A 14,271-nucleotide genomic window follows, 5' to 3' on the forward strand; every position below is an offset into this window, starting at 1 on the left:
TCAGTGAGCGTCCCCGCCCTTCGGCGCGAGGTCCTTGACCCTGACCGGAGTCCCGTCCGGCGCGAACGCGTGGCGGAAGGAGAAGGCGTCCGGCGCGGAGCCCTCGCCGTGCAGGCGCTCCAACCGGGAGACCCCGTCCTGCCAGGTGGGTACCTCGCCGTCGGCGACCCACCAGAGCACGTAGGGCGGGTGTTCCGTCCGTTCGAACCAGTCGTGACGCCTGTTCAGCGCCGCGCGGTGCAGGCCGGTGTAGATGGCGTCGAAGGTGAGGCGCAGGTCGGTCCAGCGCGAGAGGGACGCGGCGAAGGCCATGGTCTCCGGCGTGCGGCCCTTGCCGTACCAGGTCGGCACGGCGAACGTCCCCCAGGCGCCCCAGTCCAGCTCGAAGTGGGTGCCCCGGGCGCCTTCGGCGGCCACGGCGTGACCGAGGTAGCCGGGGTGCTCGCTGATGGTCTGGTAGATGGGCTCGGCGCTGTCGTGGAACTCGCGCGTGAGAGGCGCGGGATCGGCGAGCGGCGACTTCAGGGTGCCGAACGTGTACAGAGCAAGCTGGGGCATGCGTCTCTCCCTGATGGGGGCTGCCTGGCGTGGACCCGATGCGGTGGGCCGTGGGCGACCACCGATGGTCAGGTGACGGTAGCCGTTTCTCCGACCGGTGTCGAAGTTGCAAATTCCCTGCTCAAATGCCCTCTGGCACAAGCCCCTTGGGCACTTCCGACGGCCCCTCGGTCGGCCTGTGCGCCCGTCTCTCCGCTGACCGGCCGCAGCAGCAACCGGTCCTGGCGGCTCACAGCAGTGACCCTACTGGTGCGTGCGGCGGAGACCCGGGAGTCCTGTCGGCTCCCGTTCGCCGGGCCGCCGAGGTGCGTGAACGCGAACTCCGCATGTGGGAGGGTGCCTCATGCCCTTGAGCGAGTTCCACTTGCGCGCTTCGGTCGCCGTGTCCGACATCCGGCGGGCGATCGCGTTCTACGAAGGAAAGCTGGGCCTACGGGCGTTGCGGAGCGGCCCCAGCGCCGCCGTCCCCGACGGCAGCCGGGTCTACGGCTCCGGCGGCGGCCCGGCGCTGAACGTGTACCAGTCGGTCACCGCGGGGACGTGCCGGGCGACGGTGGCGGTCTGGTACGTCGACGACATCGATCAGGTCGTCGACGAACTCGCCGCCGCCGGCGTCGACTTCGCCCGCTACGACGGCGTGGAGCACGATGCCAGGGGCATCACCGCCCGAGCCGGCGGCGGACGCATCGCCTGGTTCCGGGACCCGGACGGCAACACCTTCGCCCTCGAAGCCGACGTCTGAGCGCGAGGACGGTGGCTGGCGCCCGGCGGGGTCAGCGCTGGGTGGGCAGGGCGCCGCAGGAGGAGCGGACGACCAGGGACGGCAGCAGGCCGATGTGGTGGGCCGGGAGGTCGGCGCCGGTGGAGAGACGGCGCAGCAGGAGGTCCAGGGCCACGGTGCCGACGGCCTGCTTCGGCGGGGCCACGGCGGTGAGCGGGGGCGTGGTGAGCGAGGCGAACACGTCGTCGTAGGAGATCAGGGCCAGGTCGTCGGGCACCCGCAGGCCCCGGGCGCGCAGCAGTTGGGGCAGCTGGATGGCGTCCCGGTCGTTGTGGACCAGGACGGCCCGCACGCCCTGTTCGGCGTGTTCGGCGACCCGGTCGGCGAGCCACTCGGGGTCGGCCGGGGCCATCGGGTCGGTGCCCCAGGGGTGCACCTCGACGACGGGGTGGGTCTCCAGGCCGAGCAGCCGGGCGGCCTCCTGGTAGCCGGCCCGCACCTCGTGGGCGGTCCAGGTGTCGTTGCGGGCGGCGAGCAGCACTGACCGGTGGCCCAGGGCCGCGAGGTGGCGCAGGGCCAGCAGGACGCCGTGCCGGTGGTCGGAGACCACCGCGTCGAGGTCGGCGGCGACCGCCCCGGCGGCCGCGCGGCGCTCGACCAGCACGGTGGGGACGGGGAGCTTGGTGAGCCAGTCGCCCTCGTCCGGGGTGCCGGGGCGCCAGTTCGGGGTGAACAGCAGGCCGTCGACGCCGGAGCCGAGGATGCGTTCCACCTGGGCGCGGTCGTCCTGCGCCTCGTAGGGGGAGATGCCGAGCACCAGGCGGGCGCCGGCCGCCGTCGCGGCCGACCGCGCGCCTTCGATGATCTCGTCGAAGTAGGAGCCCACGGTCGGGACCAGCAGGCCGACGACCGCGCCGGCGCCACCGGGGCGGCGGTGGCCGGCGGCGCCCTGCGGCAGTGAGACGGAGCCGTGGGAGCGCTGGAGCAGGCCGCTGTCGGCCAGTGCCGCGACGTCCCGGCGGACCGTGACGGTGGGCATGCCGAGGCGCTCGGCGAGATCGGTCACCCGTACGGATCCCGACTCGCGCACCACGTCGAGGATTCGGGCCCGACGCTCCTCCGCCGCGATGGCCACGAGGTCTCCTCCTGGTCGTTCCTGGCCGGCGACCAGCGTCCGATGGTCGGCCGAATGTCGATCGAATCGTATCGCACGATCGAAATTCGATCAAAGGCCTGGTCGCGACCTCTGTGTGTCGGTGATCGCAGGCGATGACCACTCGATCACCTGTGTTCATTTCTGATTGATTGGTCTATGTTGTGCTCATCTTCAAGCAGAACGCTGCAACTTTGTGCAGGAGTCTTCATGTCATACGTTTCCGCGGAGATCGCCAGCCAGCCCGAATGCTGGTCCCGGGCCCTGGAGTTGAAGCCCGCAGGCCTGCCCCGGCCCGGTGAGCGCGTCGCCGTCCTCGGCTGCGGGACCTCCCTCTACATCGCCCAGGCCTACGCCGCCCTGCGCGAGGAGGCCGGCCTCGGCGAGACCGACGCCTTCGCCGCCTCCGCCTTCCCGCACACCCGCCGCTACGACCGGGTGCTCGCGATCACCCGCTCCGGCACCACCACCGAGGTGATCGACGCCCTCCACCGCACCTCCGGCACCCCGACCACGGCGATCACCGGGGACCTCGACACCCCGATCACCGGCGCGGCCGACACGATCGTCGACCTCTCCTTCGCCGACGAGAAGTCCGTCGTGCAGACCCGCTTCGCCACCACCACCCTGGCCCTGCTCCGCGGCCACCTCGGCCTCGTCGCCACCGACCTGCCCGAGCAGGCGGCCCGGGCCCTGCGCCAGGACCTGCCCGAGGGCGCGGTCGACGCCGAGCAGTTCACCTTCCTCGGCACCGGCTGGACCACCGGCCTCGCCCACGAGGCGGCCCTCAAGGTCCGGGAAGCGTCCGGCAGTTGGACCGAGTCCTACCCGGCCATGGAGTACCGGCACGGCCCGGTCAGCATCAGCGCCCCCGGCCGGGTCGTCTGGTTCCTCGGCGAACCGCCCGCCGGCCTGCTCGCCCAGGTCGAGGCGACCGGGGCGACCGCCGTCACCGGCTCCGACCTGGACCCGATGGCCGAACTGATCCGCGCCCAGCGCCTCGCCGTCGCCCTGGCCGAGGCCCGGGGCGTCGACCCGGACCAGCCCCGCAACCTCACCCGCTCGATCATCCTCGCCCAGCCGTGACCGTCATCGCCCTCGACGTCGGCGGCACCGAGATCAAGGGTGCCGTCGTTGCCGACGACGGCACCGTCCTGCGGTCCGAACGCTGGCTCACCCGCGCCGAGCGCGGCCCCGGCGCCGTCATCGACACCGTCCTCGGCTGCGCCACCGCCCTCGTCGACCTCGCCCGCCAGGCCGACACCCCGCCCCGAGCCGCCGGAATCGTCGTCCCCGGCGTGGTCGACGAGCGGACCGGGACGGTCCTCCGCGCCGTCAACCTGGCCTGGCAGGACGTCCCGATCCGCCCCTGGCTGGCCGAACACCTGGGCCTGCCGGTCGCGTTCGGCCACGACGTCCGGGCCGGCGGCCTCGCCGAGGCCAGGCTCGGCGCCGGCCGCGGCAGCGACTCCTTCCTCTTCGTCCCGGTCGGCACCGGCATCGCCGCCGCCGTCCTGCACGAAGGCCGGGCCCTCACCGGCGCCATCGGCGCGGCCGGGGAACTCGGCCACCTGGTCGTCCGCCCCGACGGCGACCGCTGCGCCTGCGGCAACCGGGGCTGCCTGGAGACCGTCGCCTCGGCCGCCGCCCTCGCCCGCCGCTACGCCCGGCTCACCGGCCGCCCCGACGCCACCGCCGAGTCCGTGCACCGCGGGCTGGGCGACGGTGAGGAGACGGCCGTACGGATCTGGGTCGAGGCGGTGGACGCGCTGGCCGACGGACTGGCCGCCGCGACCACCCTGCTGGACCCGGAACGGATCGTCCTCGGCGGCGGCCTGGCCCGGGCCGGCGAGGACCTGCTCGGCCCGCTCCGCCGGGCGCTCGCCGACCGGCTGACCTTCCGGCCCGCGCCGCGCCTGGTCCGGGCCGAACTCGGCCACCGGGCCGGGTGCTTGGGCGCGGCACTGCTCGCCGTCGACCTCGACCTCGACCTCGACCTCGACGTCGACGCCGCTTCCCCGTCCGGAGGTGCCCGGTGATCTTCACCGTCACGCTCAACGCGGCCATCGACACCACCTACCGCCTCGACCGGGTGGTCCCGCACGGCAGCAACCGGGTCGCGGCGGTGGCCGAGCGGGCCGGCGGCAAGGGGGTCAACGTCGCCCGGGTGCTCGCCGCGCTCGGTCACGACACCGTCGCCACCGGCTTCGCGGGCGGCGCCACCGGGCGGCAACTGCGCGCCGACCTCGCCGAAGCCGGCCTGCGCGAGGAGTTCGTCCCGATCGGGGGAACGACCCGGCGCACCGTCACCGTCGTCGAGCAGGCGGCCGGCGACGCCACCGTCTACCTGGAGCCCGGGCCGGTCGTCAGCGCCGACGAGTGGTCCCACTTCACCGACCGCTACCGCCGGCTGCTGCGCACCGCCGAGGCCGTCGTGCTCTCCGGCTCGCTGCCCGCCGGTGTCCCCGAGGACGCCTACGGCATCCTCATCACCCTCGCGACCGAGGCGGGCGTCCCCGCCGTCCTGGACGCGCAGGGCCCGGCCCTGCTCGCCGGACTGGCCGCCGGCCCGGCGCTGGTCAAGCCCAACGCGGCCGAACTCGTCGCCACCGCAGGCCCGGTCACCCCGCTCACCGGGGCCCGCAAGCTGCGCGCGGCCGGTGCCCGGGCGGTGGCCGTCTCCCTCGGACCCGGCGGACTGCTGCTCAGCAGCCCCGAGGGCGACTGGCGGGCCCGGCCCCCGCAGGACGTGCGCGGCAACCCGACCGGGGCCGGGGACTCCGCCGTCGCCGCCCTCACCGCGGGCCTGGTGGCCGGCACCCCCTGGCCCGAACGCCTGGCCCAGGCCGTCGCCCTGTCCGCGGCCACCGTCCTCGCCCCGCTCGCCGGCGGCTTCGACCCGGCCGACCACCTGCGGCTGCTGCCCCGGGTGACGGTCCACCCGGTGTACCCGGCGCCCCCCTCCGCCCCTGAAGGAGCACCATGCCCCTCGTAGCCACCGGTTCGATCGTCGGCCCGGCCGTCCGCAGTCGGCACGGCGTCGGCGCCTTCAACGTCATCCAGCTGGAACACGCCGAGGCGATCGTCGCCGGCGCGGAGCGGGCCGGAGCCCCGGTGATCCTGCAGATCAGCGAGAACGCCGTGCGCTACCACGGCGCCCTGGCCCCGATCGGCCAGGCCGCGCTCGCCGTCGCCCGGGCGGCCGCCGTCCCGGTCGCGGTCCACCTGGACCACGTGACCTCCGTCGAACTGGTCGGCGAGGGCGTCCGACTCGGCTTCACCTCCGTCATGTTCGACGCCTCGACGCTCGACTACGCGGACAACGTCCGGGCCACGGCCGAGGTGGTCTCCCGCTGCCACGCGGAGGGCGTCTGGGTCGAGGCCGAGCTCGGCGAGGTCGGCGGCAAGGACGGCGTCCACGCCGCCGGAGCCCGCACCGACCCGGCCGAGGCCGCCGCCTTCGTGGCGAGCACCGGCGTGGACGCCCTCGCGGTGGCGGTCGGCAGCTCGCACGCCATGCTGACCCGGGACGCCGTCCTCGACCTGGACCTGATAGCCGCCCTCGACCGTGCCGTCCCGGTGCCGCTGGTGCTGCACGGCTCCTCCGGCGTGGCCGACGACAACCTCGCGGCCGCCGTACGGCACGGCATGACGAAGGTCAACATCGCCACCCACCTCAACAAGGCCTTCACCGCCGCCGTCCGCGACTTCCTCGACGCCCACCCGGACCTGGTCGACACCCGCCGCTACCTCGGCGCCGGCCGCGACGCGGTCACCGCCGAGGTCACCCGCCTCCTCACCCTCCTCCGCACCGCCTGACCCCGCGACACCCCACGCCGCCGGGGCCCCTCCGCAGGGGCCCCGGCGGCGTGGTCGCCCACAGCCGTGAACGCGCCTTCAGCGCACCAGGAGCTCGATGGCGACCTTCAGGCGTTCGAGGTAGAACTCCCGCGACGCGGCCTGGTACTTCAGGCCGATCGATGCGCTGATCACCGTCTGTGCGACGGCGGTGGCCGTCCCGCGCCCCGACTCGGCGGCGATCGCGTCGGTGATCAGTTCCTCGAAGCGTCGCGGAGCGGTCTCCGCGATCTCCCCGAGGAGGTCGGGGTTGTCCTCGATCAGCACCACGACATCGCGCGCCAGCGGGCCGACGTAGCGGCCCGCCCACCGGTCGAAGGCTTCGAGGAGGCGGGTCGCCAGGGGACGGCCGGTGTCGGCCAGGACGTGTTCGACCGCCGTGAGGTCGCGCGACAGGGTCTGGGTGACCGCGGCGCGGAACAGGGCCTCCTTCGAGGAGAAGAGGAAGTAGAGCCCTGGGCGGGAGATGCGCGCCACCCGCGCCACCTCCTCCATCGACGTCTTGCGATAGCCGTATCGCGCGAACGTGGCCAGAGCGGAGTCCAGCACGACGGTCCGACGGTCGGTGGTGGTGGCGGTGGTGGTGGGCGATGGCAGGGGGTCGGCCTCGGGGCTGCTCATGAGGCGAGCATAGGAGCGGGAAGTCGTACTATACAAGTTCGGTCCAGTGTGTATAGCCTCGCCGTCATGACGGCTCACGTGCCCCTCTCCACGTCCTTCACCGCGTCCAGTACGGCTGAGGAGGTGGTCCGGGGCGTCGACCTCGCCGGCGTCCGGGCGATCGTGACGGGAGCCTCCTCCGGGATCGGGGTCGAGACGGCCCGGGCGTTGACCGCGGCCGGGGCGCAGGTGACGCTCGCTGTGCGGAACACGGACGCGGGTGACGTCGTGGCCGGAACGATCGAGAGCTCGACCGGAGGGATCCGCCCCCGGGTCGTCCGGCTGGACCTCGCCGACCGGGCCTCCGTCGCGTCGTTCGCCGCCGCCTGGAGCGGCCCGCTCCACCTGTTGGTCAACAACGCGGGCGTGGTCACCGGCGGCCTCGAACGAACCGGTGAGGGCTGGGAGTTGCAGTTCGCGACGAACCACCTGGGGCACCTCGCCCTCGCCCTCGGCCTGCACGGCGCGCTGGCCCTCGGCGCGTCCGAGCGCGACGGGGCGCGGATCGTCTCGGTCAGCTCCACGGCGCACATGCGCTCCGGTGTCGACTTCGACGACCTCCACTTCGAGCGGCGCGCCTACGACCCGCAGATCGCCTACGCCCAGTCGAAGACGGCGAACTCCCTGTTCGCCGTGGAGGCGACCAGGCTGTGGGCCTCCGACGGCATCGTCGCCAACGCGGTCAACCCCGGCGGCGTCGCGACGGGCCTGCAGCGGAACTTCACCGCGCGGCAGAAGGCGTCACTCGACGCGGCCGAGGCCGCCGGAGTCTTCACGTACAAGACGGTCCAGCAGGGAGCCGCCACCACCCTGGTCGCGGCCGTCGCCCCGCAGTTCGCCCACTCCGGAGGCCACTACCTCGACGACTCGCAGGAGGCCTACACCGTGCCGAACGACGCGGACCTCGCGCACCACCCGCACGGTGTCAAGGAATGGGCACTCGACCCCGCCATCGCCGAGCACCTCTGGGCGGTCTCGACCGATCTGCTCCGCATCCCGCCGTCCGGTTCCTCGCACTGGAGAGCGATCGAAGGGGAATGAAAGCCCCAGAACCGGGCAAACGGTGTTGGGAGTGCGGTGCCGCCGCACCGTCGGACCGAGAACTGGAGGAAGCGATGGGTGACCTGTCGAACAAGGCGCAGGAACTGGCCGGCAAGGCGAAGGAGAAGGCCGGCGACCTGACCGGGAACCGGGAACTCAAGGGCGAGGGGCAGGCCGACCAGGTGGAGTCGAAGGTCAAGCGGGCCGCCGACGACGTCAAGGACGCCGTGAAGGGCGCCGCGGACCAGGTGAAGGGCGCCCTGAAGCGTCACGACTGACGGGAAACGCTCGCGGAAGGAGTGGATGGAGCGGAAGGAGGAGAGCGGACATGGCACTGATCCTGGGGATCCTGCTCCTCGCGGTGGTGTTCGGCTTCGTCGGAGTCCTGGTGAAGGGCCTGCTGTGGCTCCTCGTCATCGGCGTCGTCCTGTTCGTCGCGGCCCTGCTGTTCGGCGGGGTGCGGCTGGGCCGCGGCCGGGGCGGAGGCAGGTAGGGGGCCGGAGTGGCTCCGGTCGGCACGGCGGGTCGCTCGTCGGCGGCCCGCCGTGCCCACGTCCGGGGGCGGCGCGAGGGCGTCAGTCCTCCGGGCGGCTGACCGAGCAGGTCAGGACGCCGGGGATGCGGGACAGCCGTTCGGTGAGGGCGGCGAGGTCGGAGCGGCCTTCGACCGTGACGGACACCACCGTGATCCGGCCGTCGTCGTCCGGCACCGCCGGCGGTTGCTCGGGGGATGGTCCGAGCAGGCCCTGCCCGCTGTTGGAGGGGACGACGGTGGTCAGTTCGGTCACCGAGAAGCCCTCCTCGGTGATCCCGGCGATCAGGACCCGCAGCAGGCCGCTCCCCTGGACGTAGGTGATGCGGCAGGTGGCGGGGCGGGCCCGCAGCTGGGGCAGGCGGTGGGTCAGCGGGCGCAGCACGGAGGCGACGAGGAAGTAGGCGGCCGTCGCGACGGTGGCCAGTATCGGCAGGCCGGCCGCGGCCGCCGAGCCGATGGCGGCGGTGAGCCAGATGGTGGCCGCGGTGGTGAGGCCGCGGACCGAGCCGCGGTGGACGAAGATCACCCCGGCGCCGATGAAGCCGAGGCCGGACACGATCTGGGCCGCCATCCGGGACGGGTCGAGCTCGACCTGCCCGGTGCGCAGCACGTCGCTGAACCCGTACTTGCTGACCAGGGTGAACAGCGCCGCGCCCAGGCCGACGACGGTGTAGGTGCGCAGGCCGGCGGCCTTCTGCCGGATCTCCCGCTCCAGGCCGATCGCGCTGGACAGCACCAGCGCGATCACGAACTCGGCGAACTGGGGCCAGCCTTGACCCGAGGGTTCGTTGATGCCCAGCACCCATGGCTCCTTCGCGTCGTCGGCGGCCTCACCCGCGCGGCACCGCGGGGTCCGTGGCCCACGGGCTGCCGCTCAGGAGGGTAAGTGCTCTGTCGGTCGGAGGTTCGTCCGGCGCACCGATGCATACCCGGCGGGGTGGGTGCGCACGCGAACGGCGGCGGGGTGCGGCCGGCCGGGCCGGCCGCACCCCCGGCGGGTGGGGCTACAGGGTGTGGGTGAGGCGGTCGGTCAGCAGACGGGTGAAGCGGGCCGGGTCGGGCAGGTCGCCGCCCTCGGCGAGCAGGGCGCTGCCGTGGACGAGTTCGGCGGTGTCGACGAGCGCCGGGTCGTCGGCGTTGGTCTCGTGCGCCTTGCGCAGGGCGGTGACGAGGGGGTGGGTGGGGTTGAGTTCGAGGATCCGCTTGACCGCCGGGAGTTCCTGGCCCATGGCCCGGTACATCTTCTCCAGGGTGGGGGTCAGGTCGTGGGCGTCGCCGACCAGGCAGGCGGCGGAGGTGGTGAGGCGGGTGGAGAGGCGGACCTGCTTGACGTGGTCGGCCAGGGCGGTCTGGAGCCAGGACACCAGCGGGGCGAAGTCCTGCTCACGCTGGGCCTTTTCGGCCTTCGCCTCGTCACCGCCCTCCCCGTCGGCATCGCCGTCGAGGTCGACCTGCCCCTTGGCGATGGACTGGAAGCGGTGGCCGTCGAAGGCGGGGACCTGGTCGGTCCACACCTCGTCGACCGGGTCGGTGAGGATCAGGACCTCGAAGCCCTTGGCGGTGAAGGCCTCCATGTGCGGGGAGTTCTCCACCATCGCGCGGTTCTCGCCGCTCAGGTAGTAGATGGTCTCCTGGCCGTCCTTCATCCGCTCCACGTACTCGCACAGCGTGGTCGGCTTCTCCGGGTCGTTGGTCGAGGCGGCGCAGACCAGGTCCAGCAGCGCGTCGGTGTTGTCGCGGTCCTCCAGCAGGCCCTCCTTGAGGACCCGGCCGAACTGCTCCCACAGCGTGGTGTAGGCCTCGGCCTTGTTGGTCTTCACGTCCTTGAGGGCGCCGAGGACCTTCTTGACGAGACGCCGGCGCACGGCGCTGATCTGGCGGTCGTGCTGCAGGATCTCGCGGGAGACGTTCAGCGACAGGTCGTGGGCGTCGACGACTCCCTTGACGAACCGCAGGTAGTTCGGCATCAGCGCGTCGCAGTCGTCCATGATGAACACGCGCTTGACGTACAGCTGCACGCCCCGCTTGGTGTCGCGGGAGAACAGGTCGAAGGGGGCGTGCGAGGGGATGAACAGCAGCGCCTCGTACTCGAAGGTGCCCTCGGCGCGCATGTGGACGGTCTCGGCCGGGGGCTGCCAGTCGTGGCTGATCTGCTGGTAGAACTCGTGGTACTCCGCCTCGGTGACCTCGCTGCGGGGGCGGGCCCACAGGGCCTTCATCGAGTTCAGGGTCTCCAGCGCCTCCGGTTCCGGCGCGGCCTCGGCGTCGGCGTCCGTACCGGCGGACTCGGCAACGGACTCGGCGGCCATCCGGATCGGCCAGCGGATGAAGTCCGAGTACTGCTTGACGATCTGGCGGATCTTCCACCCGGCCAGGTAGTCGCCGAGCCCGTCCTCGCCGTCCGCCGGCTTGAGGTGCAGCGTCACCGAGGTGCCCACCGGCAGGCCCTCGGCCTCCGCGATGGTGTAGGTGCCCTCGCCGTCGGACTCCCACAGGGTCCCCTGCTCGGTGCCCGCCCGCCGGGTGCGCAGGGTGACCTTGTCGGCGACCATGAACGCCGAGTAGAAGCCGACGCCGAACTGCCCGATCAGGCTCTGCGCCGCGGCCGCGTCCTTGGCCTCCTTGATCTTCGCCAGCAGCGCGGCGGTGCCGGACTTGGCGATGGTGCCGATGAGGTCGACGACGTCCTCACGGGTCATGCCGATGCCGTTGTCCCGCACCGTCAGGGTGCGGGCCTCCCGGTCGACGTCCAGCACGATGTGCAGATCGGAGGTGTCGGCGTCGAGGTCGGAGTCGCTGAGGGACTCCAGGCGGAGCTTGTCGAGGGCGTCGGAACCGTTGGAGATCAGCTCGCGCAGGAAGATGTCCTTGTTCGAGTAGATCGAGTGGATCACCAGCTGCAGCAACTGGCGGGTCTCCGCCTGGAACTCCAGCGTCTGGGTCGAACTGGCCACGGAGGGCGTCTCCTTCAAGAGGTGGTAAGGGTTTCGGGAACGGGTCGGCAATGGGTCGGGAACGGCCCGACCGGTCACGGCCGGGCCGGGGGTGTGCGTCTGCGCAGGTCGCTGTCGGCGCGCAACCGGTCGGTCCGGGCGGTGAGTTCGTCGAGACGATCGGCGATCGCCGGGTGGTCCGCGGCGAGCAGCGGCCGGGTCTCGGCGAGCGGGGCGAGCAGGCGCGCGGGGTCGTGGTGGCCGAGCGCCTCCATGAGGCGCTCCAGGGCGGGCGCGGCCGAGGCGCTCAGGTCGTCCAGGGCGCCGATCCGTCCGGCGAGGCGGCGCAGCTCCGCGGCGTGGTCGCGGGCCCAGGCGGTCACCGCGCGGTCGGCCGCGCGCCGGCCGCGGACGGCCTGGACGCGCTGCTCACCGGTGCTGCCCTGCTCGGTGCCGGCGTCCGCGTCGGGCCGCAGGCGCAGGTAGCGGCGCTCGGCGGCCTGCCGGCTCCGGACTCCGAGCGACTCGGCGAGGTCGGCCCAGGTCGCACCGGCGTCGCGGGCGGTCTCGATCAGGCCGGTCTCCCAGTCGGCGAGTTCCTCGCGCAGCCGGTGCAGGATCACCAGCGCGGCCAGGGCCTGCTGCGGGTCGCGCTGCGCCGCGTCGTCCGGCGGTGCCTGCCGGGCGGTGCGGGCGGCGGCCGCCATCGCGCCCAGCGCGGCGGCCGCGGCCAGGAACGAGTCCGGACCCGCCCCGGCGGCGCCGGTGTCCCGCGCGTTCACGGCGTTGTCGTGCGCATCCATGTCGTCCCCCTCCCGCTGACCCGCGCCCCTGTCATCGTCTGGATGACACCCTACGGTGATTCGTGTCGCGCCGCACCGGTGTGAACACTCTCCGGGACCTGCGGCTGCTCCGGTGAAACGCTGCAAAAACGCTTCGACTGGGCCTCCGGGCATGAATCGCTGCACGGTGGAGGCGTGACCTCGCGAACCAGGACCGACAGCGGTACGGGCTTCGCCGGCGGCCCCGGGTCGGCGGTGGAAGATCTGCCCCGTCTCCTGCCACGGGTGGCCCGCGGCGACGAGACCGCCTTCGAAGCGGTGTACCGCGGGGTGGCCGGGCCGGTGTACGGGGTGGCGCTGCGGATGCTGCGCAGCCCGGCGCACGCCGAGGAGGTCACCCAGGAGGTCCTGCTGGAGGTGTGGCGCACCGCCGCCGCCTACCGCCCCGACCGCGGGTCGGTGCTGACGTGGGTGCTGACCATCGCGCACCACCGGACGGTGGACCGCGTGCGCTCCGCCCGGGCGTCCGCCGAGCGCGACCGGCAGGCCGGTTCCCGGGAGCGGTCGCAGGGCGATCCGCCGGAGGAGCAGGCGGTCCGTTCGCTCGAAGGGCAGCTGGTCCGGTCCGCCCTCGCGCACCTCAGCGCGGCCCAGCGGGAGGCGGTGGTGCTGGCCTACTACGGGGGCTACACCCAGCGGGAGATCGCGCACCGGGTGGGCGTGCCGCTGGGCACGGTCAAGACCCGCATCCGCGACGGCCTGATCCGGCTGCGGACGGCGATCACGCCCGAGGGCGACCGTCCCGCACCGGGCGCACCGGGCGCACCGGGCCGACCGCGGACCGGGGTGGCCTCCGGGTCGGGCCGGGTGGCCGGGGCGTGGCGATGACGACGGCGTACCCGGCTGCCGCCGGCCCCGACCCGCTGGAGGAGGTCGGCCTGCCGACCGGGAGCGTGGCCCAGCGACTCGGCGTCTCGCCCACCACGGTCCGCTCCTGGGAACGCCGGTACGGCATCGGCCCCGCCCGCCGGGAGGCCGGCCACCACCGCCGCTGGAGCCGGGAGGACATCGCCGTCCTGGAGGCCATGTGCCGGCTGACCGCCCGCGGGGTGCCACCGGGCGAGGCCGCCCGCGCGGCCCTGGCGGAGCGGAGCCCGGCCGCCTACGAGGACCACCCGAGTCCGGTGCCCGGCCCGCCGGAACCGGAGCACCGCGACGGCGCCCGGCCCGCCCCCGGGCCGGGAGGAAGCCGGGCCCTGCGGGTCGGCACGGTGCGGCCCGAGTGCCGTGGCCTGGCCCGGGCGGCGGTGCGCCTCGACGCACCGGAGGTCGCCAGGATCCTGCGGGAGGCGGTCGAGGAGTTCGGGGTGGTCGAAGCGTGGACGGAGGTCATGATGCCCGCGCTGCGCGCGGCCGGCCGCAAGTGGGCGGCGGGCGGTGAGCAGTACGTCGAGGTGGAGCACCTGCTGTCCTGGCACGTCTCCAGCGTCCTGCGGGGCGTCGCGGTCGCCACGGCCGCCACCCGGCCGGTACCGCCCGTCCTGCTGGCCGCGACCCCGGCCGAACAGCACACGCTCCCGCTGGAGGCCACGGCCGCGGCGCTGACCGAACGCGCACTTCCGTTCCGCATGCTGGGAGCGGCCGTCCCGCCCCGGGCCCTGCTCGACGCCGTCCACCGGCTCGGTCCGGGGGCCGTGATGATCTGGTGCCAGGACCGGCGCAGCGCGGACCGGGACCTGGTGGGCCGGATCGGCGCCAGCAGGTGGGGCCCGCGCGGCTCCCGCGGCGGGGCGGTGGTCGTCGCCGCCGGTCCGGGCTGGGCCCTTGGCGGGCCCCCGGCCGGTACGGCGAGCCCCCGTACCCTCGCCGACGCCGTCGACCTCCTTGAACGGGCGGTCACGCTCGAACGTGCGGTCCTCGGAACCGATTACCGGAAGCCGGGCCAATCCGAGCCGGGACCCGGTTCCGAAGACCCGGGTGCAAGGAGAGTGCGGGCCGCGTCGCGGCCCCGTCGGGAGGGGTTTTCGTGA

At 73.6% G+C, this 14,271-nt stretch carries 16 protein-coding genes; 10 read left to right on the top strand and 6 right to left on the bottom strand.

Annotated features, from left to right (window positions below; all coding sequences use genetic code 11):
* Nucleotides 1-558 carry a DUF3291 domain-containing protein gene (locus ACIP4P_RS28550; protein WP_400923226.1) on the bottom strand — a complete coding sequence of 186 codons (558 nt, stop codon included), beginning with the start codon at nt 556-558 and terminating at the stop codon, nt 1-3.
* 343 nt (nt 559-901) lie between these two features.
* On the opposite strand from ACIP4P_RS28550, the gene ACIP4P_RS28555 reads away from it, so the two are divergent.
* Complete coding sequence (locus tag ACIP4P_RS28555; RefSeq protein WP_400923228.1) at nt 902-1,300, top strand: VOC family protein; 399 nt, start codon at nt 902-904, stop codon at nt 1,298-1,300.
* A 31-nt stretch (nt 1,301-1,331) separates the two neighbouring features.
* On the opposite strand, the gene ACIP4P_RS28560 is transcribed toward ACIP4P_RS28555, so the two are convergent.
* Complete coding sequence (locus ACIP4P_RS28560; RefSeq protein ID WP_400923230.1) at nt 1,332-2,414, bottom strand: substrate-binding domain-containing protein; 1,083 nt, start codon at nt 2,412-2,414, stop codon at nt 1,332-1,334.
* Nucleotides 2,415-2,642: 228 nt separating this feature from the next.
* Here ACIP4P_RS28560 and ACIP4P_RS28565 point away from each other — a divergent pair, with 228 nt between their 5' ends.
* The 4 genes from ACIP4P_RS28565 to ACIP4P_RS28580 are packed head-to-tail and all read left to right on the top strand — an operon-like array spanning nt 2,643 to nt 6,251.
* Entirely contained in the window at nt 2,643-3,518 is an 876-nt protein-coding gene (locus tag ACIP4P_RS28565) for an SIS domain-containing protein (RefSeq protein WP_400923232.1), read from the top strand.
* Complete coding sequence (locus tag ACIP4P_RS28570; RefSeq protein WP_400923234.1) at nt 3,515-4,471, top strand: ROK family protein; 957 nt, start codon at nt 3,515-3,517, stop codon at nt 4,469-4,471. Before ACIP4P_RS28565 ends, ACIP4P_RS28570 begins: the two co-directional genes overlap by 4 nt.
* A complete protein-coding gene (locus ACIP4P_RS28575) occupies nt 4,468-5,427 on the top strand; it encodes a 1-phosphofructokinase family hexose kinase (RefSeq protein WP_400923237.1) in 960 nt (319 codons plus the stop codon). Before ACIP4P_RS28570 ends, ACIP4P_RS28575 begins: the two co-directional genes overlap by 4 nt.
* Complete coding sequence (locus ACIP4P_RS28580; RefSeq protein WP_400923239.1) at nt 5,415-6,251, top strand: ketose-bisphosphate aldolase; 837 nt, start codon at nt 5,415-5,417, stop codon at nt 6,249-6,251. Before ACIP4P_RS28575 ends, ACIP4P_RS28580 begins: the two co-directional genes overlap by 13 nt.
* A gap of 78 nt (nt 6,252-6,329) precedes the next feature.
* Here the strand turns inward: ACIP4P_RS28580 and ACIP4P_RS28585 are convergent, their stop codons facing one another.
* Nucleotides 6,330-6,911 carry a TetR/AcrR family transcriptional regulator gene (locus ACIP4P_RS28585; protein ID WP_400923241.1) on the bottom strand — a complete coding sequence of 194 codons (582 nt, stop codon included), beginning with the start codon at nt 6,909-6,911 and terminating at the stop codon, nt 6,330-6,332.
* A gap of 66 nt (nt 6,912-6,977) precedes the next feature.
* Between ACIP4P_RS28585 and ACIP4P_RS28590 the strand changes: the two genes are divergently transcribed.
* From ACIP4P_RS28590 to ACIP4P_RS28600, 3 genes are all read left to right on the top strand, one after another.
* Nucleotides 6,978-7,991 carry an SDR family NAD(P)-dependent oxidoreductase gene (locus tag ACIP4P_RS28590; protein ID WP_400923243.1) on the top strand — a complete coding sequence of 338 codons (1,014 nt, stop codon included), beginning with the start codon at nt 6,978-6,980 and terminating at the stop codon, nt 7,989-7,991.
* 74 nt (nt 7,992-8,065) lie between these two features.
* Nucleotides 8,066-8,269, top strand: a complete 204-nt coding sequence (locus tag ACIP4P_RS28595) for a CsbD family protein (RefSeq protein ID WP_400923245.1) — start codon at nt 8,066-8,068, stop codon at nt 8,267-8,269.
* A 50-nt stretch (nt 8,270-8,319) separates the two neighbouring features.
* Nucleotides 8,320-8,484, top strand: a complete 165-nt coding sequence (locus ACIP4P_RS28600) for a hypothetical protein (protein WP_400923247.1) — start codon at nt 8,320-8,322, stop codon at nt 8,482-8,484.
* An 82-nt stretch (nt 8,485-8,566) separates the two neighbouring features.
* Here the strand turns inward: ACIP4P_RS28600 and ACIP4P_RS28605 are convergent, their stop codons facing one another.
* From ACIP4P_RS28605 to ACIP4P_RS28615, 3 genes are all read right to left on the bottom strand, one after another.
* The gene (locus tag ACIP4P_RS28605) at nt 8,567-9,328 is read right to left on the bottom strand and encodes an MgtC/SapB family protein (protein ID WP_400923249.1); all 762 of its coding nucleotides are present in this window, start codon (nt 9,326-9,328) and stop codon (nt 8,567-8,569) included.
* A 202-nt stretch (nt 9,329-9,530) separates the two neighbouring features.
* Nucleotides 9,531-11,480, bottom strand: a complete 1,950-nt coding sequence (htpG, locus tag ACIP4P_RS28610; protein WP_400923251.1) for a molecular chaperone HtpG — start codon at nt 11,478-11,480, stop codon at nt 9,531-9,533.
* Nucleotides 11,481-11,554: 74 nt separating this feature from the next.
* Nucleotides 11,555-12,262 (bottom strand): type III effector protein, encoded by a 708-nt coding sequence (locus ACIP4P_RS28615; RefSeq protein WP_400923253.1) that lies wholly within the window; start codon nt 12,260-12,262, stop codon nt 11,555-11,557.
* A gap of 174 nt (nt 12,263-12,436) precedes the next feature.
* Between ACIP4P_RS28615 and ACIP4P_RS28620 the strand changes: the two genes are divergently transcribed.
* Together ACIP4P_RS28620 and ACIP4P_RS28625 are read left to right on the top strand one after the other, a co-directional pair.
* Nucleotides 12,437-13,129, top strand: coding sequence for a sigma-70 family RNA polymerase sigma factor (locus tag ACIP4P_RS28620; RefSeq protein ID WP_400923255.1), 693 nt, complete (start codon nt 12,437-12,439; stop codon nt 13,127-13,129).
* Nucleotides 13,126-14,271, top strand: a complete 1,146-nt coding sequence (locus ACIP4P_RS28625; RefSeq protein ID WP_400923500.1) for a MerR family transcriptional regulator — start codon at nt 13,126-13,128, stop codon at nt 14,269-14,271. The genes ACIP4P_RS28620 and ACIP4P_RS28625 overlap by 4 nt, the downstream gene beginning before the upstream one ends.

Source organism: Kitasatospora sp. NPDC089509 (assembly GCF_044749365.1).
Lineage (GTDB): Bacteria > Actinomycetota > Actinomycetes > Streptomycetales > Streptomycetaceae > Kitasatospora.

Excerpts from the sequence above, each read along its gene's own strand:
- ACIP4P_RS28580 (WP_400923239.1), top strand. The coding sequence starts at position 5,415 with ATGCCCCTCGTAGCCACCGGTTCGATCGTCGGCCCGGCCGTCCGCAGT.
- ACIP4P_RS28625 (WP_400923500.1), top strand. The coding sequence starts at position 13,126 with ATGACGACGGCGTACCCGGCTGCCGCCGGCCCCGACCCGCTGGAGGAG.
- ACIP4P_RS28590 (WP_400923243.1), top strand. The coding sequence starts at position 6,978 with ATGACGGCTCACGTGCCCCTCTCCACGTCCTTCACCGCGTCCAGTACG.
- ACIP4P_RS28555 (WP_400923228.1), top strand. The coding sequence starts at position 902 with ATGCCCTTGAGCGAGTTCCACTTGCGCGCTTCGGTCGCCGTGTCCGAC.
- ACIP4P_RS28595 (WP_400923245.1), top strand. The coding sequence starts at position 8,066 with ATGGGTGACCTGTCGAACAAGGCGCAGGAACTGGCCGGCAAGGCGAAG.
- ACIP4P_RS28565 (WP_400923232.1), top strand. The coding sequence starts at position 2,643 with ATGTCATACGTTTCCGCGGAGATCGCCAGCCAGCCCGAATGCTGGTCC.
- ACIP4P_RS28615 (WP_400923253.1), bottom strand. The coding sequence starts at position 12,262 with ATGGATGCGCACGACAACGCCGTGAACGCGCGGGACACCGGCGCCGCC.
- ACIP4P_RS28600 (WP_400923247.1), top strand. The coding sequence starts at position 8,320 with ATGGCACTGATCCTGGGGATCCTGCTCCTCGCGGTGGTGTTCGGCTTC.
- ACIP4P_RS28585 (WP_400923241.1), bottom strand. The coding sequence starts at position 6,911 with ATGAGCAGCCCCGAGGCCGACCCCCTGCCATCGCCCACCACCACCGCC.
- ACIP4P_RS28550 (WP_400923226.1), bottom strand. The coding sequence starts at position 558 with ATGCCCCAGCTTGCTCTGTACACGTTCGGCACCCTGAAGTCGCCGCTC.